At 69.9% G+C, this 18,308-nt stretch carries 18 protein-coding genes; 9 read left to right on the forward strand and 9 right to left on the reverse strand.

The window, feature by feature from the left end; translation table 11 throughout:
- Window positions 1-443: 443 nt before the first annotated feature.
- The 4 genes from Aple_RS02145 to Aple_RS02160 all read left to right on the forward strand — a co-directional run bounded on the left by Aple_RS02145 (window position 444) and on the right by Aple_RS02160 (window position 4,360).
- Window positions 444-2,330 carry a DUF4132 domain-containing protein gene (locus tag Aple_RS02145; protein ID WP_155342693.1) on the forward strand — a complete coding sequence of 629 codons (1,887 nt, stop codon included), beginning with the start codon at window positions 444-446 and terminating at the stop codon, window positions 2,328-2,330.
- Between the two features lie 237 nt (window positions 2,331-2,567).
- The gene (locus tag Aple_RS02150; RefSeq protein ID WP_155342694.1) at window positions 2,568-2,951 is read left to right on the forward strand and encodes a ThiF family adenylyltransferase; all 384 of its coding nucleotides are present in this window, start codon (window positions 2,568-2,570) and stop codon (window positions 2,949-2,951) included.
- Window positions 2,915-3,676 (forward strand): tetratricopeptide repeat protein, encoded by a 762-nt coding sequence (locus Aple_RS02155; RefSeq protein ID WP_155342695.1) that lies wholly within the window; start codon window positions 2,915-2,917, stop codon window positions 3,674-3,676. The genes Aple_RS02150 and Aple_RS02155 overlap by 37 nt, the downstream gene beginning before the upstream one ends.
- A 477-nt stretch (window positions 3,677-4,153) precedes the next feature.
- On the forward strand, window positions 4,154-4,360 hold the full coding sequence (locus tag Aple_RS02160) for a hypothetical protein (RefSeq protein ID WP_155342696.1): 207 nt from the start codon (window positions 4,154-4,156) through the stop codon (window positions 4,358-4,360).
- Window positions 4,361-4,409: 49 nt separating this feature from the next.
- Here the strand turns inward: Aple_RS02160 and mftF are convergent, their stop codons facing one another.
- The 6 genes from mftF to mftA are packed head-to-tail and all read right to left on the reverse strand — an operon-like array spanning window position 4,410 to window position 10,272.
- The gene (gene mftF / locus Aple_RS02165; RefSeq protein WP_155342697.1) at window positions 4,410-5,897 is read right to left on the reverse strand and encodes a mycofactocin biosynthesis glycosyltransferase MftF; all 1,488 of its coding nucleotides are present in this window, start codon (window positions 5,895-5,897) and stop codon (window positions 4,410-4,412) included.
- The gene (locus Aple_RS02170) at window positions 5,894-6,703 is read right to left on the reverse strand and encodes a mycofactocin-coupled SDR family oxidoreductase (protein WP_218038071.1); all 810 of its coding nucleotides are present in this window, start codon (window positions 6,701-6,703) and stop codon (window positions 5,894-5,896) included. The genes mftF and Aple_RS02170 overlap by 4 nt, the downstream gene beginning before the upstream one ends.
- Window positions 6,691-7,443 (reverse strand): mycofactocin biosynthesis peptidyl-dipeptidase MftE, encoded by a 753-nt coding sequence (gene mftE, locus Aple_RS02175; RefSeq protein WP_155342698.1) that lies wholly within the window; start codon window positions 7,441-7,443, stop codon window positions 6,691-6,693. Before mftE ends, Aple_RS02170 begins: the two co-directional genes overlap by 13 nt.
- Complete coding sequence (mftD, locus tag Aple_RS02180) at window positions 7,444-8,616, reverse strand: pre-mycofactocin synthase MftD (RefSeq protein WP_155342699.1); 1,173 nt, start codon at window positions 8,614-8,616, stop codon at window positions 7,444-7,446.
- A gap of 13 nt (window positions 8,617-8,629) precedes the next feature.
- Window positions 8,630-10,171 carry a mycofactocin radical SAM maturase gene (mftC, locus tag Aple_RS02185; RefSeq protein ID WP_246264034.1) on the reverse strand — a complete coding sequence of 514 codons (1,542 nt, stop codon included), beginning with the start codon at window positions 10,169-10,171 and terminating at the stop codon, window positions 8,630-8,632.
- Window positions 10,156-10,272, reverse strand: a complete 117-nt coding sequence (gene mftA / locus Aple_RS02190; RefSeq protein ID WP_155342700.1) for a mycofactocin precursor MftA — start codon at window positions 10,270-10,272, stop codon at window positions 10,156-10,158. Before mftA ends, mftC begins: the two co-directional genes overlap by 16 nt.
- Before the next feature lie 116 nt (window positions 10,273-10,388).
- Here mftA and mftR point away from each other — a divergent pair, with 116 nt between their 5' ends.
- The 4 genes from mftR to Aple_RS02205 all read left to right on the forward strand — a co-directional run bounded on the left by mftR (window position 10,389) and on the right by Aple_RS02205 (window position 14,073).
- Window positions 10,389-11,057 (forward strand): mycofactocin system transcriptional regulator MftR, encoded by a 669-nt coding sequence (gene mftR, locus Aple_RS02195; RefSeq protein WP_218038072.1) that lies wholly within the window; start codon window positions 10,389-10,391, stop codon window positions 11,055-11,057.
- Window positions 11,058-11,217: 160 nt separating this feature from the next.
- On the forward strand, window positions 11,218-11,685 hold the full coding sequence (locus tag Aple_RS02200) for a DUF4158 domain-containing protein (RefSeq protein ID WP_155342702.1): 468 nt from the start codon (window positions 11,218-11,220) through the stop codon (window positions 11,683-11,685).
- Window positions 11,686-11,761: 76 nt separating this feature from the next.
- Window positions 11,762-12,271 (forward strand): DUF4158 domain-containing protein, encoded by a 510-nt coding sequence (locus tag Aple_RS53075; RefSeq protein ID WP_218038073.1) that lies wholly within the window; start codon window positions 11,762-11,764, stop codon window positions 12,269-12,271.
- Entirely contained in the window at window positions 12,223-14,073 is a 1,851-nt protein-coding gene (locus Aple_RS02205; RefSeq protein ID WP_218038090.1) for a Tn3 family transposase, read from the forward strand. The genes Aple_RS53075 and Aple_RS02205 overlap by 49 nt, the downstream gene beginning before the upstream one ends.
- A gap of 292 nt (window positions 14,074-14,365) precedes the next feature.
- On the opposite strand, the gene Aple_RS02210 is transcribed toward Aple_RS02205, so the two are convergent.
- The 3 genes from Aple_RS02210 to Aple_RS02220 all read right to left on the reverse strand — a co-directional run bounded on the left by Aple_RS02210 (window position 14,366) and on the right by Aple_RS02220 (window position 16,443).
- Window positions 14,366-15,415: an acyl-CoA desaturase gene (locus Aple_RS02210; protein ID WP_155342703.1), complete on the reverse strand. Its 1,050-nt coding sequence runs from the start codon at window positions 15,413-15,415 to the stop codon at window positions 14,366-14,368.
- A 4-nt stretch (window positions 15,416-15,419) separates the two neighbouring features.
- A complete protein-coding gene (locus tag Aple_RS02215; protein ID WP_155342704.1) occupies window positions 15,420-15,743 on the reverse strand; it encodes an STAS domain-containing protein in 324 nt (107 codons plus the stop codon).
- 145 nt (window positions 15,744-15,888) lie between these two features.
- On the reverse strand, window positions 15,889-16,443 hold the full coding sequence (locus Aple_RS02220) for a DUF5994 family protein (protein ID WP_155342705.1): 555 nt from the start codon (window positions 16,441-16,443) through the stop codon (window positions 15,889-15,891).
- A 650-nt stretch (window positions 16,444-17,093) separates the two neighbouring features.
- On the opposite strand from Aple_RS02220, the gene Aple_RS02225 reads away from it, so the two are divergent.
- Entirely contained in the window at window positions 17,094-18,308 is a 1,215-nt protein-coding gene (locus Aple_RS02225) for a ferredoxin reductase (protein ID WP_155342706.1), read from the forward strand.

Raw genomic sequence — 18,308 nt, forward strand, 5'->3', positions numbered from 1 at the left:
AGGTGTCGAAGGTCGCTCATTGAGCCCCGATCTCCGTGACGGGCTTATGTGGAGGCAGGCACTGACTCAAGCTCAGTCCTTAAGCGGAACGCCGAATTATTGACACAGTGGCGGAGAGTTGATGTCACTGGTACACGATCACCTGGTGCGGGTCCACGATGTGGATGCGCAGTTGCTGCTGGTCAAGCCAGCGGGGGTTTGTACCGGTACAGACCAGCTCTCTTGCGGGACGCCGAATTGTTGACACTGCGGCGCAGCTTTTCTGTCACTGCTGCGCAGATTAGATGTCATTGGTACGCGGTCGCCCGTTGCAGGCTGGTGTCCACAGAATCTGGCACCTATGGAACCTCATGTGAGGTGCGGCGACAGGAGCGTGGCCGCATGCCGCGTTTGCTGAGCCGGTTCCATATCTACTGAGCCGCCGTGCCGACTTCAGTGAGCCGATGCCAGGGTCACTGAGCCAGGACACCCAGGTCTCGGGTGGCCCGCTGGTCGTCGTCCAGAACGACGATCTTCATGGGGCATCCTACGACTACGATCACCGGGTGACGTTCGCGGGCAACTGGGATCATCTGGAACCGGCCACCAGAGAGGCCTACCAGCGCTTCGACGCTCTCACCGAGCAGGGCCTCGACCCCGGCCCCGGCACCGACTGGCGCCTCTACGGCACCTACGCCCACACCAAGCTCTGGCTCGGCCCGCACGGCGGCCACGACTACGACGAGCGCATCCTCCGCCTGGTTCGCACCGTCGCCGAGCGTGCCGTCGACTGGACGCCCAGCGACGCCTGGAACCTGGCCGAACGCGCCGGCTACTGGGCCCGCCAGGGCCACACCCGCCACGTGGAGCTCTACCGGATCCCGCTGTCGGCCGCCCACCTGCTCCATCCGCAGCAGCGCCGTGACCTGTTCGGCCACCTGACGGACCTGGGAGAGCTCCTGCCGCTCCTGGAGAGCCTGCTCACCGAGGAGGGCCCTGCCGGTGCGGTCAGGAACGTGGTCGGGGAGGCCGACCCCTTCGCCACGATGCTGGCCGAGGAGTACGGCCCCCGCCTGGCCGGAATGCTGCCGCTGCTGCGCCACTGGGCCACCGCCGACACGCCCGGCCCCGGCGACAGCTGGTTAACCGCCGTCCACGACCTGCTCACTCCTGCCGCCGCCGCCTTGGTCCACGAGCTGGTCACCCACCTGGCCGCCTACCGGGGCGGCCCGTTCGTCTGCCACCATGCCGACATCACCTGGACCGAGGACCGCTTCCTGAAGGACCGGAGCGTCTCGGTGGTGCGGGGCCTGATCTGGACCTGCGAGGCCCTCGACGAACCGTGGGTCCCCTCGCTGCTCGCCGACGCCGCCGTCACCTGCGGCACCGGCCACGACGGCCCCGGCTCCACCTGCCGCAGCGAAACCGTCGCCGGCGCGGCCGTCGACGTGCTGGCCCGCCGGGGCGGAACCGATACGGTCACCCCGCTCGCGTTCGTTCAGGCGCGGGTGCGGGCGGCGTCCGTACAGGAGAATGCCGCCCGCGCGCTCGACGCGCTCGCCGACGCGGCCGCACTGACCCGCGACCAGTTCCTCGACCGGACGCGCCCTGCCGCCGATACCGAGCCCAGAGAGGTCGAGCAGGCGCGCGCCGCTACGCGCTACCGCCTGGAGCAGGCGCTGATTCACCAGCGCGCGTGGACCTGGCGTGAGGTCGGCGAGCACCTTCTCGACCACCCTGTTACCGGCCCCGACGCCCGCGCCCTGGTGTGGCGGATACCCGGCGGCCCCTCAGGCTTGCCGGTCAGAACCGCCGACGGTTGGGAACTGGCCGGGCACCGCCCCGAAGGCCCGGTCACCTTGTGGCACCCGGTCGACGCGAGCACCGAGGAGGTGCGGGCATGGCGCGAGACGGGTCTGGCGCAGCCGTTCGAACAGGTCCTCCGCGAGGTGTACGCGGAAGAGCCGGACCGCGTCGCCGGTCACGTCGTGCGCTACGACCTGGCCCGGACGGAACTGATCCGGCACGGCTGGACCGGCGTGTCGATCGGCTACTGGGAGCACGACCGTCACGAGGGGCAGGGCGAGGTGGTGCGCGACCTCGCGGGCTGGCAGGCCCGCTGGATGCTGCGCATCGTCGAAGGCATGTCCGACGAGGGCTGGGACCTGGACGCGCTGTGCGCAACCAACCCGATGACCTTCCACCGCAACGGCCACGAGGTGCCGGTCGCATCGGTGCCGCCGCTGGTGCGGTCGGAGACGCTCCGCGAGGCCGACCTCACGATCGCCGCAGCCTCGGCCGGCCCGAACGCCCAACACCTGGTCGACTATTACGACGGATATTGGCACTAGAGGTTGCGCAGCACCGACGCGACGATGCCCAGGATGACGGCCTCGTCGCCGTCGATGCCGCCGTGCGCGGGGTTGCGTGGTTAGAGGACGACGTCGCCGCCCCGTCGCCGGAACTCCTCGGCGGTCGCCTCGCCATCGATCATCGCGCACTATCCGGCCGCCATTGCTGCAGGAACGCCGCGACAGTGAAGGCACGGGGCCCTGGCTTGAAGGGGCCCATGACTCTGGGAGTCGTACATGAAGGTGATCCTGCGCGGGTATCCCGAAGCGGCATCCGGCCTGGCGGAAGTCGACGTCCCGCTAACCGGCACAGTCATCGCGGCCGAACTGTTGGCCGCCGTCGAAGAGGCGATAGGTGGGGACGGGCAGAGAGAGCTGGCTGGGGCGTCGGTGGTGTCGATCAGTGCGGGCGGTGTGAAGTCGACGCTGCTCTACTACCTGGCTGCGGCGGGTGTCGGCTCGCTGCGCGTCATCGACCACGACCGTGTGGAGCTGTCACCGATCCCGGCGACCAGACCCGCCTTGGCAGAGCCGCCGAGGACCGGTTGTTGTACTGCTATGCCGAACCCTTATACCAAGGCGCTATGGCTGTCGACCATGCAAATCCTGTCGAGCCGATAACGGAACTGCTCATGAAACAGGGCCGGTGCGAGGAGGCGGTCGACCTGTGGCGAGCACACACCGAGGATGACGCCTTCCACGCCTACGGGCTATTCAGCTTGCTGCTCCAGCATGGCCAGTTGGAGGAGGCGACCGACATCTTGCGGGGCCTGTTGGACGAGGGTGACTCCACCGTCGTCCAGCAATTGGCCAAACTGCTGGTCAAACAGGGCCGGGTGGAGGAGGCGATCGAACTATGGCGGGTGCGCGCCGATCACGGACACGAAATCGCTGAACTGGAGCTGGCCGTGGTGATGGCCCGGAGCGGCCAGGAGGATACGTTGCGCGCTCTCGTCGCAACAGGCAGCTGGCTTGCCGCCGAGCGGCTAGTTGCCGTGCTGGTCGACCTGGACCGGGTGAGAGAAGCCGCCGACGTGTTGCAAGTCCACGTCGACAATGGCGACGGATACGCTGCCACGCGGCTAGCCGAGTTGCTAACTGAGCAGGGTCAGGAGGAGGAAGCTCTTAAGATTTGGCGTGTTCTCGCTGATGGCGAGAGTGGGGCCTATGCCGCCACGCGGTTGGCTAAATTGCTGGCCGAGCAGGGTGGAGAAGATGAACTCCGGGCACGAGTCGATGCTGGCGATCATGGCGCTGCTGAGCAGTTCATAGCGCATTTCGCCGATAAGGCGCCGCACCAGGAGGTGGAACGGTTGCGTCGGCATGGCCTGTTGCCGCACCGCTGAGCCTAGTGCGCTGGCGTTTCGGACAATTTAGCTGGCGCGCCGAGGGCGTGGATGCTGCTCTCCCGGGTCTGCTTCCTTGATATCCCACGTGCCTCCAGGTGGCGTGGTCGCGCCGTACGCCGATCCATGATGAAGGCTGGCGTGATGGGACCGGTACCAGCAAGGAAACTGCACGCCCGCATCCGGACGCTGTTCGAGTCGCACTATCACTTCGAATCTCGTTCGGCCGCGCTGATTCGATGTTCGCCTAATTGATAGTACGCAGGTCAGCGAAGGGTGCTGCTATCAACTAGTGCGGCGCCAGACATCTGTGCTGTCTGTGTCAGGAGCCATCGGAGTTGGCAGTACGTCACCGAAGTTGGCAGTACCGGCTCGTATCTGACGGTAGCGCTCTTGCCAGCCGCTGGATAGTGGCGCCGGCGTCTCGTCCCCGTTCCCCAGGGCGGAGCATGAGGTGGAGCTGTCGCGCGGACCGTCGTGCCGCGCAGCCGGGCCCGAGCCGCGCTGGTGGGGTGGTCACGAAGGCCTTCGCCGTCGGCCGCGGGCGAGCACGATGCGGAGTTCGGCGAGTGCGGTGATGACGGGCAGGAACGCACGCAGCAGATCGGCCAAGGCGTGGGGGAGGCGGGCGGCGGTGTGGAGGATGAGGGTGAGGGCGCCGCTGACGGCTCAGTCAAGAGGTGAAGAAGTGGTGTGGCAGCTGGGCTGGCGGGAGAGGCTGAGCGGGTCTTCTTCATCTTTTCCCGTGAGTCGGACGATGGCGAGGACGGTCATCGCGGCGACGGCGGCGAAATGTGGGCCAGATCCGAGACCTGACCCTCCGCGGATGGCGCATGTCCGGCAGGAGGGCCTGTAGTGAGCGGCCCTTGATGGCGCCGTACCACACGCCGGCTCCGTACGCGGCGTCGTCGAGGCGGCGGGCGAGGGCGTACCGAACCGGGTCGAGGTGGGCCCCGGTGCGGCGGAGATCGGCCACCGCGTCGAACACGGCGGCGGCGGCCACCGTCCGGCGCAGTCTCCTGGAGAAGACGCATCCCACGGCGGCCAGTGGCCACCAGTGGCGGAGCAGCAGCGCGGTGGTCTGCCACACTGCGGCGACGGCCCGGTCCGAGGTCAGGATCAGCGCCAGCCGCGTCGGATCGTCGCTCCCCTTGACCTTGGCCGACATCCGTACCGCGGCCGCTGCGAAGATCAGCGCGGCGACCGGCAGGGACCAGCGCCGCTGGGCGAGCAGCGTGAGGGCGAAGGCCGCGCTCCAGGGGGTGAGCACGGCGGGCGCCACGTCGCGGCCGTGCCGCTGGGCGAGGAGATGCGCGCCGGTGCCGTAGAAGGCCTTGCGCCGCAGCCAGTCCGGGACCGCCGTACGGTGCTCGTGCCGCACGATCGCGCCGGGCTCGTAGCGCACCCGCCACCCCTCCGCCGCGAGCCGCCACACCAGGTCGACGTCCTCGCCGACGCGCAGGTCGGCGCTGAACCCGGCGCCGAGCGCGTCCACCCTGGCCAGCAGGCACGCGCTGGGCACCCAGGAGACGGGCGCGCGCGGGCGGACGATCCCGGGTTCCACGCCGAGGTCGAGCGAGGAGCGCGCGTCCTCGTAGCGGCGGATCCACCGGTCCCTGCCGGGCATGCGCAGCCCCAGCACGCGCGGGGCCGCCATCGCCACGCGTGGGTCGGTGAAGTGCCGGAGCAGGATCGCGAACGCGTCGGGTTCGGGGACCACGTCGGAGTCGACGAAGGCCACAAAGGGGGTGCGGACCCGGCGCAGGCCCGCGTTGCGGGCACCGGCGGGCCCCATGTTCCGCGCCAGCGGGACGAGTTCGGCACGATGTGCCGCCGCCACCCGCGCGATGGCGGCCGGGTCGGCCGAGGCGTCGTCGACCACGATCACGTGATGCCGGTCGCCGATGGCGGCCAGCAGCCTCGCCAGCGCATCGGGTCGGTCGCGGGCCGGGACGACGACGGTCACCTGGCCGAGGTCGAGGCCGGGCAGCTCCGCCGCGATCGGGTCGGCCATGCCGATCTCCAACAGCCGGTCGGCCAGCAGGGCGGAGACACGGTCGCTGACCCGCAGTGTACGGCCGGTGATGACGCCTCGGGCCTTGTCGGTGAGGTGGATCACGCGCGTCGGCGCGCCGCCGACGAGGGTGCGGCCGCCGTCGCGGACGCGGGCGCGCCGGTTCAGCCGGACGGCGAAGCCCTGGGGCAGGGGAGCGGTGGTCATGGGGTGAACCCTCCGTCGGCTGAGACTATCGATCCGTTGAGCACGCCTCCCGCCGGAGAACAGCAGAACGCGATGGTCTCGGCGATCTCGTCCGGTTCGAGCAGGCGGCGTAGCAGTTGCGACCGCGCGAAGTCGTCTGGGCCGTCCAGGTCGTACACGCCGGCGGTGGCGGTGAGCATGGGCGTACGGGTCGAGCCCGGGGAGACGGCGGCGGCGGTCACCCCGGTGCCCACCAGGTCGGCCGCGAGTCCGCGCACCAGCCCGACGACCGCGTGCTTGGCCGTGTTGTACGCCGACAGGTGGAACAGCCCGTGCGAGGCGGCGGCCGAGGCCACGGCGACGAACCGGCATCCTGTCGGGTCCGGCCCGGCCAGCATGGGCGGGACGCACACCGCGGCGGTGTTCCACACGCCCAGCACGTCCACCTCCCAGAGCGTGTTCAGCTGCGTCGCCGGGGTCTCCCACAGCGGCAGGCCGCCGGCGACGACCGCCGCGGCGGCCACGGCCGCGTCCAGCCGGCCGAACCGGTCCACCGCCAGGCCGGCGGCCTTGGCCAGGGCGTCGCGGTCGCGGACGTCGGCCACGTACGGCAGGACCGCGTCCGGGTGGCCGGCGGCCAGGGACTTCAGGTCGTCGGGATTCGCGAGCGGGTAGGTGACACCGGCGGGCCGATCCGGGCCGTCGGCCGCGCAGGAGTCGACCGCCACCACGCGGTAGCCCCGGGCGCACAGAGCGCGGACGGTGGCGGCCCCGATGCCGCGGCCTGCCCCCGTGACCAGGGCGACCTTGCCGTTCATGTCGGGCATGTCGCCGCGTCCGTACGCAGGTGGCCGCCACGGTCCGCCCGCCCGCGCAGGATACGGGCGGCCACGTCGCCGGCCATCCGGCCGAGGATGAGCCGCCCCTCCTCGGGCGACGCAGAGGTGGGGTCCCCGAGCACGCCGGAGGGCGACACGCCGGCGACGCCCCTCGCCATGATCTCGGGCATCAGGTCGGCGAGCGGGGCGAGGGTGCCCGGCTCGGCCAGGGACAGGTCCACCAGGTGCGGGGCGAGATGCAGCATGAGCGAGGTCTCGGTACGCCCCGCGTGGGCGTCCGTGTCATCGCCGCCTCCGTCCGTGCACGGCGCCCAGGCCACATCGTGCCCCTCGTCCCGCATCTGCGGCACGGCGGCGGCCAGAGCGCGCAGGTTCCCCCCGTGCCCGTTGACGATCACGATCCGCCCGGCCCACAGGGACAGCGACCGGACCAGCTCGACCAGCAGGAGAGTGAGCGCGTCGGTGCCGATCGACGCGGTGCCGGGGAAGCCCTGATGCTCGCCGCTGGCACCGTAGGCGATGGCGGGCGCCACGAGCATGGGCTCGCCCGGCCGCGCGAGGCGCAGGCGGGCGGCGGCGCCTTCCGCCACCGCCGTCGCGATCGTCGTGTCGGTGTGCAGCGGCAGGTGCGGTCCGTGCTGCTCGGTGGAGCCGAGCGGCACCAGGACGGCGGGCGCGGGCGGCAGCGCGGCCCAGGGGAGGTCCGCGAGGCCGGGCTCATCGGGCACCTACGCGCCGATCTCGCGGGTGAACCCGGGCGGGATCACTATGTCGCCGGGCACCAGGTCGTGCACGGACGCGCGTCCGAGCCCCAGCAGCGCCGAGTCGATCCCGCCGCGCAGGAGATCGAGCACGTTCTCCACGCCGGCCTGGCCATTGGCCGCGAGCCCCCACAGGTACGCGCGCCCGATCATCACCGCCCGCGCGCCGAGCGCGAGCGCCTTGACCACATCGCCGCCGCGCCGGACGCCGCCGTCCAGCAGGACCTCGACCTGGTCACCGACCGCGCCGACGATGGCGGGCAGCAGCCGGATCGTGGCCGGCGTGCCGTCCAGGTTGTTCCCGCCGTGGTTGGACACCGAGATCGCCGTGGCTCCCGTGTCCACGGCCCGGCGGGCGTCGTCGAGGCGGCCGATGCCCTTGAGCATGAACGGGCCGGCCCACTGCTCGCGCATCCACTGCACGTCCTGCCAGCTCGGCGGCGGTGTTTGCATCCACTCGCCGTACGCGCCGAAGAACGTCGGTGCCGGCTGACCGGCCTCGGCCACGTTGGGGACGGTCAGGTCGGGGAGGCGGCCGGTTCTGGCGAAGTCGAGCAGCCACCGGGGCCGGGACAGGCCCTGCGGCGCGAACTTGACCATCGCCCTGAGGTCGAGCCGGTCGGGGATCCATGGGCTGCCCCAGTCCCTGCCGTGGGAGAAGGTCCAGTCCAGGGTCACGATCAGGCCCTTGACTCCGGCCGCGCGCGCCCGCTCCATCTGCTGGATCATGGAGTCCCGGGTGCCCATCCAGTACATCTGATAGAAGGTCTGTGGGTTGGCCGCCACGACCTCTTCCACCGGTTTGCTCGCGAAATTGCTCAGCCCCATGGCCGTCCCGCGCGCCGCGGCCGCGCGCGCCACCGCCACCTCCCCATCCGGATGCACGGCTTGCACCCCCGTCGGCGAGATGAGCACCGGCAGCGAGATCTCCTGGCCCATCACCGTGGTCGCCAGGTCCCGCTTCGCCGGCAGGTCCGCCACATGCGGCGCGAACCCGAGCGCCGCGAAGGCGTCCAGGTTGTCGCGGTACGTCTGGCCGCTCTCCGATCCCGCGAGCAGCGCCGCGTACACCGACTTGGGCAGGCGGCGCCGGGCTCTGCGCTGTGCCTCCGCCACCGTCTCGAACCATGCGTTGGCCATGAGAACCTCTCTGCTACGAGTCGTGTGATAGCGGGAACCCGGCCAGCGGACTCTCCGCGCACGCGTGGACCGGGGGGGCGGCGGGAGCGGGGCGGCGTCCGATGCGCACCGGGACCGGCCGCCTGCGGGAGTGATCCTGGCTGGGCTGTGGGATCCTGCGTCCGGCCGCGGCCAGCGCGTCCTGCGCGTGCCCCCGCACGCACTCCGGATCGGGCCCGTCCAGCGGCAGGCCGGTGAAAAACTTCGCCGCCATGCACCCGCCGCGGCAGGAGTCGAAGAAGCTGCATTTCGTGCAGGCGCCGGAGGTCTGCGGCGAACGCAGCTCACCGAACAGCTCCGAGTCGCGCCACACCCCGGCGAACCCGCCGTCGGAGAGCACGTTGCCGGCGAGGAAGCTGTCGTGGATCGCGAATGGGCACGCGTAGACGTCGCCGACCGGGTCGATCAGGCACACGACCCGGCCCGCTCCGCACAGATTCAGTCCCGGCAGCGACTTACCGTAGCCGGCGAGATGGAAGAAGGAGTCGCCGGTGAGCACGTTCTCGCCCACGCGCAGCAGCCACTCGTACAGCTCGCGCTGCTGCGCCGCCGTCGGATGCAGCTCGTCCCACACGTCCGCGCCGCGTCCCGAAGGGCGCAGCCGGGTGAGCCGGAGCGTCGCGCCGCGGGCGTCCGCGATCGCCTTGAACTCGTCCAGTTGGCTCGCGTTGTCACGGGTCACGACAACCGACAGCTTCGCGTTCGCGAAGCCGGCCTCGGCCAGGTTGTCCAGCGCCCGCATCGCCGTCGCGTACGATCCCGTGCCCCGCACCCGGTCGTTGACCTCGGCCGTGGCGCCGTCCAGTGACACCTGCACGTCCACGTAGTCGGTGGCCGCGAGGTACCGCGCGCGCTCCGGCGTGATGCGCACCCCGTTGGTGGAGAACTTCACCCCGACCTGATGGTCCACGGCGTACTCCAGCAGATGCCAGAAGTCCGGCCGCACCGTCGGCTCGCCGCCGCCGATGTTGACGTAGAAGACCTGCATGGCCTGCAGTTCGTCGATCACCGCCTCGCACTGGGCTGTGGTCAGCTCGCGCGGGTCGCGCCGTCCCGAGGACGACAGGCAGTGCACGCAGGACAGGTTGCAGGCGTAGGTGAGCTCCCAGGTGAGGCAGATGGGAGCGGCCAGGCCGTACTCGAACCGTTCGACGAGCGATCCGCTGGCGGCTCTGCCCGCGGGAGCCGCGGGCGCATCTCCCGCCGCGTCTCCTGGCGTGCGCGGTCTGATCATGTCCGCGGCAGCCAGGCCGCGCAGCGCGTCGGCGTAGGTGGGCCACCGATCCGCGGGCACTCCGGTCAGGGCCAGGGCGGTGCGGGCGTCGGGATGGTCGGCGAGAGCACGGACCACCGAGACGAGTTCTGTGCGCTTGAGGAAGTTCAGGCGCCGGTTGCCGAAGTGGTAGGCGAGCGCCCCGAACGGCTCCGGCCGCAGGGCCACTCCGGGAGAGAGTTCCCACGCCTCATCGAGCGGGTTCGTCGTCATGTGCCTGCCGCCGATCAGTAGACGCCGCACATGCCGTCGATGGACACCTCTTCGATCAACGTCTCCACCGTGAGCTCCTCCGTCGCGGCGACGGTTTCCTCGGGTGCGGTCGGGGTGGTCCTGTCTTCCATGGCTACTCCTCTGGGGGCGGCCGCGCATTTACGGCATCGAGTGCAACAAATCATTTAATGGCACTGAGGGCCAAAAAGGAAGGCTCTGTTTCAGAAGCTGCTAGATTCTGGTGGTTGTGACCAGCCGATCGAGGCCGACGCGGGGGCGCCGCTCCACTACCGATCACGCCGCGATCGAGCGGGTGGCGTTCCGGCTCTTCGCCGAGCGGGGGTTCGAGGAGACGTCGGTGGACGCCATCGCCGAGGCCGCGGGCATCGGGCGGCGGACGCTGTTCCGGTACTACCCCTCCAAGAACGACATTCCCTGGGGACGGTTTGAGGCCGGTCTGGAGCACCTGCGCGAGTACTTGCGGGCCATGCCAGCCGACATCCCGGTCTACCAGGCGGTGCATCAGGCCGTGCTCGACTTCAACCACTTGGACGAGACCGCGATCCCGCAGCATCGTGAGCGCATGCGGCTGCTCCTCACCACCCCGGCGTTACAGGCCCACTCCGCGCTCAAGTACGCCGCGTGGCGCCGGGTCATCGCCGAGTACGTCGCCGACAGGTACGGCCTGTCAGCCGACGACCTGCTCCCCCGGACGGTGGGGCACGTGAGCTTGGGGATGGCGCTGTCGGCGTACGAGCAGTGGCTCAACGGGCGTGACGCCTCCCTGCCCCAGCTTCTGGACGCTGCCCTGGCGAGCCTGCGCCAGTACTTGTCCGAAGGACCCGGCGCCGGCGATTCGGCTGCCGCACCGGCCGGGTCGCCGAGCCGGAATCCAGGGCGGCGCGTCCCAGACTGACGAGGGTGAGGTCGACGCCCACGCCGCGCATTCTCGCCGGAGGGTTGTCGCTCCACACCTCGCCACACCGCCTTCGGAAAGGCGGTGAAGGACAGAATGTCGTCCCTGGCCTCGTCCAGCTGCTCGGCAGCGGCCCGGTACTTGGCAGCGCCTCAACGACGTGACGGTGCTGGACGTGGGCCGAGGCGGGCGTCGGGCCGCTCGAAGACGGTCCGCAGCATGGGCGGTGCAGTGGGGCACGGTGCGGATGCTCGGGGTGTTCCTGACCGAGGACCCGCTGGCGGTGCCGCCGGGCGTGGTCGCCTTCGTGGCCGACCAGCTCGCGCTGGATCCCTCGGACTTCGCCGGTTACGGCCAGCGTCAGCAGACCGTGTACGAGCACGCCTGGGAGATCCGCGAGCTGCTGGGCTACCGCGACTTCAGCGCGGGCGAGGCCGAGATCCGCGAGTTCGTGGCGGCCCGGGTGTGGTCCTCGGTGGAGGGGCCGCGGGCGCTGTTTGACCGGGCGCGGGTGCATCTGCTGAAGGAGCGGATCCTGCTGCCCGGGATCACGGTGCTAGGGGTCCCGGTAGCAATGAAGAAATTTCCAACGGATATACCGCTGACCTGGGCTAATACAGGAGCTTGACCATCTATGGCGGACTGATGATCACTGCCGCTACGTTCGTTCCGGATTCGTCCGGAGCGGCACGTGAGGCGGCGCGTTGTCAGAGAAGATGTTCTCCGAAGAGCAGCTGGAACAGCTGCGCTCGTTCCCGGAGATCAGCAGAGAAGAGTTGATCCGATACTTCACACCCACGGCGGCCGACGTCGCGTTCGTCGACCCGGGTCGCGGGCGGGGCGTGGTGGACCGGCTGGGCATGATGGTCCAGCTGTGCACGCTGCCGTGGCTCGGGTTCGTGCCCGATGATGTGACCTCGGCGCCGCCGGCGGCGGTGGCCCGGGTCGCGGGCCGGCTGGGCGTGGATCCCGCGGCGTTATCGCTGTATGGGCAGCGGGCCCAGACCCGATCAGACCATCTGGTCCAGGTCGCCAAATACCTGGAGTGGAAGACGGCTCCCGCAGGCAGCCAGGCGATGAAGGAACTCGAGCAGTTCCTGCTGGATCGGGCGATGGAGCACGACTCGCCGACGCCTACACCTACCTGCGCCAGTTCACCCCGAACGTGCTGGCCGCGATCGACTTCCAGGGCGGGCCGGGCACGAGCGAGCTGATGGAGGCGGTGGCCACTTTGCAGGGGCTGAACCGGCTCGGCGGCCGCAAGGTGCCCGCGGGCGCGCCGACCGGCTTCGTGCCCGCCCGGTACGCCGACTACCTGGAGCGGGCCCGCAAGTCCGGGGAGGACACCGCCTACCGCCACTACTGGGAACTGTGTGTGATCTTGTGCCTGCGCGACGGGCTGCGCAGCGGGGACGTGTTCGTGCCCGGCTCGCGCCGCTACGCCGACCCGGCCACCTACCTCTACACGCCCGAGCAGTGGGCGCCCAAGCGCGCCGAGTACTGCCGCCTGGTGGGCAAGCCGGCCCGCGCGGCCGACGCGCTGGAGCAGGGCAAGGAGGAACTGCATGCGGCGTTGGCCGAGCTGGACAAGACCCTGGCCGAGGCCAGTCCCGATGACGTCGGCATGGTCCGGCTGGATGAGGACGAGCACTTGGTGGTGCCGCCGCTGTCGGCCGAGGACGTGCCGGCGGAGGCCAAGGCGCTCCAGGACGAGCTGGCCGCGATGCTGCCGTTCGCGCCGATCGCCTCGCTGCTGATCGAGCTGGACGCCCGCACGCGCTTCCTGGACTGCTTCACCCACGCCGGTGGCCGCAAGCTGACCACGTCGGTGGAGACCAAGCGCAACATTCTCGCCGTTCTCATCGCGATGGCAACGAATCTGGGCCTGGCCCGCATGTCGGAGGCCTGTGGAGTGTCCTATGACGTGCTGGCCTGGACGATGGAGTGGTACATCCGGGAGGAGACGCTGCGCGAGGCCAACACGGTCATCGTCAACCACCACTACAACCTGGAGCTGGCCAGGGTGTTCGGCGGCGGCACCATGTCCTCCTCCGACGGCCAGCGATTCCCGGTGCGGGGCAAGAGCCTGAGCGCCCGGACGATGGTGATCCACGGGGGTCAGGTGCTGTCGACCTACACGCATGTCTCGGACCAGTGGTCGACGTACGGCACGAAGATCATTGTGCCGACGGCGCGGGAGGCGCACTATGTGCTGGACGACTTCCTCGGCAACGTGACCGACCTTCCGGTCGATGAGCACGCGACAGACTCCCATGGGGCCACGTTGATCAACTTCGCGTTGTTCGACCTGGTCGGCAAGGCACTCACTCCCAGGATGCGGGACCTGGCCCGGGTCACCCTGGTTCGCGACGACACCCCCACCGAGATCACCAGGCGCTACCCGCATGCGGGGCCGCTGCTGGGCGCGCGGTGGAATGAGGACCTGGTCGCCGACTGCTGGAGCGACCTGCTGCGGATGGCCAGGTCGCTGAAGTACGGCCAGGCCACCGCCTCGCTGATCGTCGGCAAGTGGTCGGCCGCCTCCCGGCAGAACACCCTGGCCGCCGCGCTGAAGGAGTGGGGCATGCTGAGAAGGACCGTGCACCTGGCCAAGTACCTGTCGGACCCGGCGTTCCGGCGGAAGATCTCCCGGCAGCTGAACAAGGGCGAGAGCCTGCACGCACTGCGCAGGGACCTGCACTACGCCCAGCTGGGCACCGTCACCCGCCCGCACCTGGAGCAGCAGACCGAACAGGCGTGGTGTTTGACCGTTTTGACCAACTCAGTGGTCGCGTGGACGACAGAATATTACTCGAGAGCGGTGCTGGAGTTGCGTTCCCAGGGTCGCGAGGTGCCCGATGAGCTGCTGTCGCACATCTCGCCCGGCCACAGCGACAACATCAACTTCTTCGGCGTCATCAACGTCGACGTCGAGGCGGAGCTGGCCAAGCTCGACACCAGCGGATGGCGGCCACTGCGCCCCGCGCAGCTGCGCGATCTGGGGCTGATGCCTTGAGCGGCCCTGCGCCGCGCCTATGGCGCGGTCGTGTGAGCAGGACGGTGAGTTGCAGCACGCGGTAGGAGGGGCCGTCATGGTATCGGCGTTGAACGGGGCTGGGCGCGTGTCTGGCGACGCCCGGGGATGAGGGCGGCCAGGCCCGGCGAGCGCGACTGTTCCAGATCGACCTCGATCTGGAACGGTTGCGAGACAGCAGTCGGCGCGATGGTGGCATGGAACAGATCGCCTGGTGCTGGCCGAGGCCTCGTTTGTCCAGGTCCTTGATGTTGGTCACTCCCGGATGTCCGGCTCAGCCGGATCCAGGCGCTGGGTCGGTGCGGGTCGCGGCGTGGGCGATGCCGCTTCGGGGCACCGCGTGCTGGCTGTGCAGGGTGTGTTTGCCGGCTACCGTGCGATGGTGCTGGAGGTGGCCGGGGGTGTGCCAGCGCACGTGGGTGGCCCAGCGCAGGCGTTCGAACAGGCGGATGAGCGCGGCGGAGGGATCGATCTGTCCGGGATCGCCGTGCCGGGCGCGGCTGGGCTGGCTGTGATGGCCGTTGTGCCAGCTTTCCCCGAAGGACAGCAGCGCCAGCGGCCACAGGTTGGTGGAGCGGTCGTGGAGTCGGGTGGGGTGCGGCCGGTCGCCGATGGTGTGGCAGAGGGAGTTGACGCTCCAGGTCACGTGCTGCAGTAGGGCGATGCGGACCGGCCCGGCCCAGATGAAGGCGGTCAGGGCACCGTACAAGCTGCCGCTGATCGCCCAGCCCGCGGCGAACGGCAAGATCAGGGAGGCGGCGCACAGGGCGGGGAAGGCGCGTGAGATGCGCAGCATGGCCGGATCGTTGCGCAGCAGGTCGGGGGCGTAGTGGGCGGCTGAGGTGGGCTGGCCGTTGAACAGCCAGCCCAGGTGGGCGTGGGCGAGGCCGCGCAACTGCCCGCCGAGGTGGGTGCCGTAGCGGTGGGGGGAGTGCGGGTCGCCGGGGCGGTCGGTGAAGGCGTGGTGGCGGCGGTGGACGGCCACCCAGTCGATGAGGTTGCCCTGGAAGCTCATCGACCCGGCGATGGCCAGCGCGATGCGCAGCCAGGGGCGCGCGGTGAAGGAACGGTGGGTGAACAGCCGGTGGAAGCCGACCGTCACCCCCAGACCGGTCACGGCGTAGAACACCGTGGCCAGCAGGACGTCGGTGAGGGTGATTCCGGTTCCCCACGCCAGCCAGATGCCGGCGCCCAGCGCGATGAACGGCACGAGCGCGATCATGGCCGTGAGGGCCACCTGCCCGGGGCCGGCGGTGATGTGCCGGTCGGCGCCTGGGAACGGTGATCGCCCGTCGTAGGCCTGGTCCGGGGTCTGGGCGCGCATCCGCTCAGGCCACCATCGGCAGGCTGCGGTCCAGGCCGGTGATGCGCAGCAGCCGGGACATGGACGGACGGGGCCCGGTCAGGGCCAGTGTGATGCCCATCGTCCGGGCGCGGTTTTTGATGCCGACCAGGACCGACAGGCCTGAGGCGTCGCAGAAGGAGACCCCGGACAAATCGAGGATGAGCAGGCTGGTGCTGTAGCGCAACGTGCTCGTCAATCGCCGGCGAAGCTCCGGGCTGGTGAGAATGTCGATGTCTCCGGACAGGCGGATGATGGTGGGGGCCGATGGGCTGACCACACCGAGCGGTGACAGGTCGATGACGTTCATGGGATCTCCGATCGGAGAAGATTAGGAATAGCAGCGATTCGGGCCCGCCGACCGGACGCCGCGCGGGGCGATTGGGCGGTGGCGTCCCGGCTCGAACCGGCCGGCGAACGGCGAGCGGTTCGCGCGCGGGTCAGCGAATGGGGGTCTACGGCTGGGCGGTGACGTACCCGCCCTCGTTCTCCCAGTCGGGTGAGTCCTCCTCGTATGCCAAGCCGACATCTGGTGCGGTGAAAAGGTGCGCGATGGTGAGGATCTCGGCCGGAACGAAGCCGGTCGTGTCCTCAGCGGCGAGCTTGAGTCCGGCCTCGGCGGGACCGGTCGCGGTGCCCGGCGGGATGACCAGCAGGACAATCGGTTCCGCGCCTGCCATGCTCATGGTGAGCACATGGGGATCGGCGTGGCCGAACCAGCCGATTCTCACCTGCCGCCCGCGGGCCGGAAGGCGGTGCGGGATGTGGTCCCACTCGTCCTGGCGCAGACCGATCCGCAGCGTGGTCCCGGCGAGCCGCTGATCGACGGCGGCGATGAGGCCGGGCAGTTCAGCGGCGGCGTCGCGGGAGTAGGGCCACCACGCTCCGTCCACGGTGACGCGCCGATCCCGTACGGGATTCAGGCTGAGCCGGACGGAGGAGTCGACGCGGGGAATCGCGGACGCGACGGGGTTCAGTGGCGTGTAATGAGAAAAAAGTGTTGGCGTCATGGCTTGCCTGGCCTGTCCGAGCCCCTGAAGGGCCGAAGGTGTATCGCCGTGGGCGACGCCAGCCTGTATGCCAACGCTCGAAAAGTCCTCGGTGCTTTCACCATACCCCTGATTTTTGGAATCTCGCAATTCTGGAGGTAGATAGGCATTTTGACTTCCAGAAACGCGCCCCAACGAAGGCCGCTGACCACCGAAACGGAGCCTATTTCATCCTGTTTCAGGAGGTTAGACGACTGTTGTTGCGAGCCCGGATCCCTGACCTGCCGCAATGGATACGCCAGGGCCCGCCTGGACTTCTCCGCGCCAGCACATCGACCCTGCTCATGAGGCCGGGCGGAGGAGGATGAAAAGGCTCACGGCTTCGAGGATCATGCCAGGGCTGGCGCGGGGCCCCCGGCAACCGGCCGTGCCGCCCTGCTGGAGATGTTCATCATCCCTGTTTGTTTGGCGGTCGGCCCAGCGCCGCGCGAATCTACTGATTGCGGGTGAAGCGGCGGCATCTCCTTTATGAATCAGCGGGAATTACCCGGATGTGATCAACAGGACTGTCCTCTTCCACGCCCAAGAAAGGCGATCACGCGCGTGATGACCGTCGCGGACACCCTTGAGCCGTCGGCTCGCCCGCCTGGATCATGACCCGGGCGGGCGACATGCTTGAGAAGCTGAACCGGATCGCGGCCGGATCACGCCCCGTGATCACTTCAGCTTGGCCGTGGGTTCTGGGGTCGTTGGCCGGGGCCGGGCGGTGGCTGTCGACGCCTCTGTCGCCGGAGGACTACCTGGGATTGCTGGATCCGCTCTGGCCCGCTGGGGAACTGCGCGGCCGGGTCGAGAGCCTTCGCCCGGAGACCGCCGACGCGGTCACCCTGGTGATCCGCCCGGGCCGTGGCTGGCGGGCGCACCGCCCCGGCCAATGGGCCCGGATCGGTGTCGAGATTCAGGGACGGCGCCAGTGGCGGACCTACTCGCTGTCCTCACCGCCGCAGCGGCCGGACGGATGTATCACGATCACGGTCAAAGCGATCCCGGGCGGGCTCGTCTCCCATCACCTCGCACGGCGTACCCCGCCCGGGACGATCGTCAGGCTGGCCGGGCCGGAGGGCGAGTTCGTCATCCCGGAGCCGCCACCGCCGCGTCTGCTGTTCCTGACCGCCGGCAGCGGCATCACCCCCGTGATGGCGATGCTGAGCAGCCTGCTGGCCGGCGACATCCCCACCGGCCGCGGCACGGCGAAGGCTTCCCCGGCGGGCGCGCCGGCCGTCCACGCCGGGCGGCCGCCGGGGCACCGGCGAGGCGAGCCGCCCGACGTGGTGCTGGTCCACTCGGCGCCGACACCGCGCGAGGTCATCTTCGGTGAACGCCTGCGGCGCATGGCCGCGCGATCGCCGTACCTGCGGCTGCATGAGCGGCACACGCGGAGCGCGGGACGGCTCAGGCCGGCGGACCTGGCCGCCCTGTGCCCGGACTGGGCGCGGCGTACCGTCTGGGCGTGCGGGCCGGCCGGGATGCTCGACGAACTTGCGGCCGAGTGGCCCGGCCCGGCGGATCGGCTGCACGTGGAGCGGTTCGCCGAGTCCATCCGCCCGGCGGCTCCGGCCTCCGGCACGGCGGGAGGGCACGTGCGTTTCACCACGACCGGCCGGGAGGCCGACGCCGACGGTGTGACGCCGTTGCTGACCGTCGGCGAGAACGCCGGCGTGCTCATGCCCAGCGGCTGCCGCATGGGCATCTGCCACAGCTGCGTCGTGCCCCTGCGCACCGGCCGGGTACGCGACCTGCGCACCGGCCTGATCCACGGCGAAACGGGCGACCTGATCCAGACCTGCGTGTCCGCCGCCGCCGGCCCCGTCGAGCTGGAGATTTGA

Source organism: Acrocarpospora pleiomorpha (genome assembly GCF_009687885.1).
Taxonomy (GTDB): Bacteria; Actinomycetota; Actinomycetes; order Streptosporangiales; family Streptosporangiaceae; genus Acrocarpospora; species Acrocarpospora pleiomorpha.

What these genes read in the sequence shown, in the direction of transcription:
- Aple_RS02145 (WP_155342693.1), top strand. Translation starts at nt 444, where the DNA reads ATGCCAGGGTCACTGAGCCAGGACACCCAGGTCTCGGGTGGCCCGCTG.
- Aple_RS02150 (WP_155342694.1), top strand. Translation starts at nt 2,568, where the DNA reads ATGAAGGTGATCCTGCGCGGGTATCCCGAAGCGGCATCCGGCCTGGCG.
- Aple_RS02155 (WP_155342695.1), top strand. Translation starts at nt 2,915, where the DNA reads ATGGCTGTCGACCATGCAAATCCTGTCGAGCCGATAACGGAACTGCTC.
- mftF (WP_155342697.1), bottom strand. Translation starts at nt 5,897, where the DNA reads ATGACCACCGCTCCCCTGCCCCAGGGCTTCGCCGTCCGGCTGAACCGG.
- Aple_RS02170 (WP_218038071.1), bottom strand. Translation starts at nt 6,703, where the DNA reads ATGCCCGACATGAACGGCAAGGTCGCCCTGGTCACGGGGGCAGGCCGC.
- mftD (WP_155342699.1), bottom strand. Translation starts at nt 8,616, where the DNA reads ATGGCCAACGCATGGTTCGAGACGGTGGCGGAGGCACAGCGCAGAGCC.
- mftA (WP_155342700.1), bottom strand. Translation starts at nt 10,272, where the DNA reads ATGGAAGACAGGACCACCCCGACCGCACCCGAGGAAACCGTCGCCGCG.
- Aple_RS02210 (WP_155342703.1), bottom strand. Translation starts at nt 15,415, where the DNA reads ATGCGCGCCCAGACCCCGGACCAGGCCTACGACGGGCGATCACCGTTC.
- Aple_RS02215 (WP_155342704.1), bottom strand. Translation starts at nt 15,743, where the DNA reads ATGAACGTCATCGACCTGTCACCGCTCGGTGTGGTCAGCCCATCGGCC.
- Aple_RS02220 (WP_155342705.1), bottom strand. Translation starts at nt 16,443, where the DNA reads ATGACGCCAACACTTTTTTCTCATTACACGCCACTGAACCCCGTCGCG.
- Aple_RS02225 (WP_155342706.1), top strand. Translation starts at nt 17,094, where the DNA reads ATGCTTGAGAAGCTGAACCGGATCGCGGCCGGATCACGCCCCGTGATC.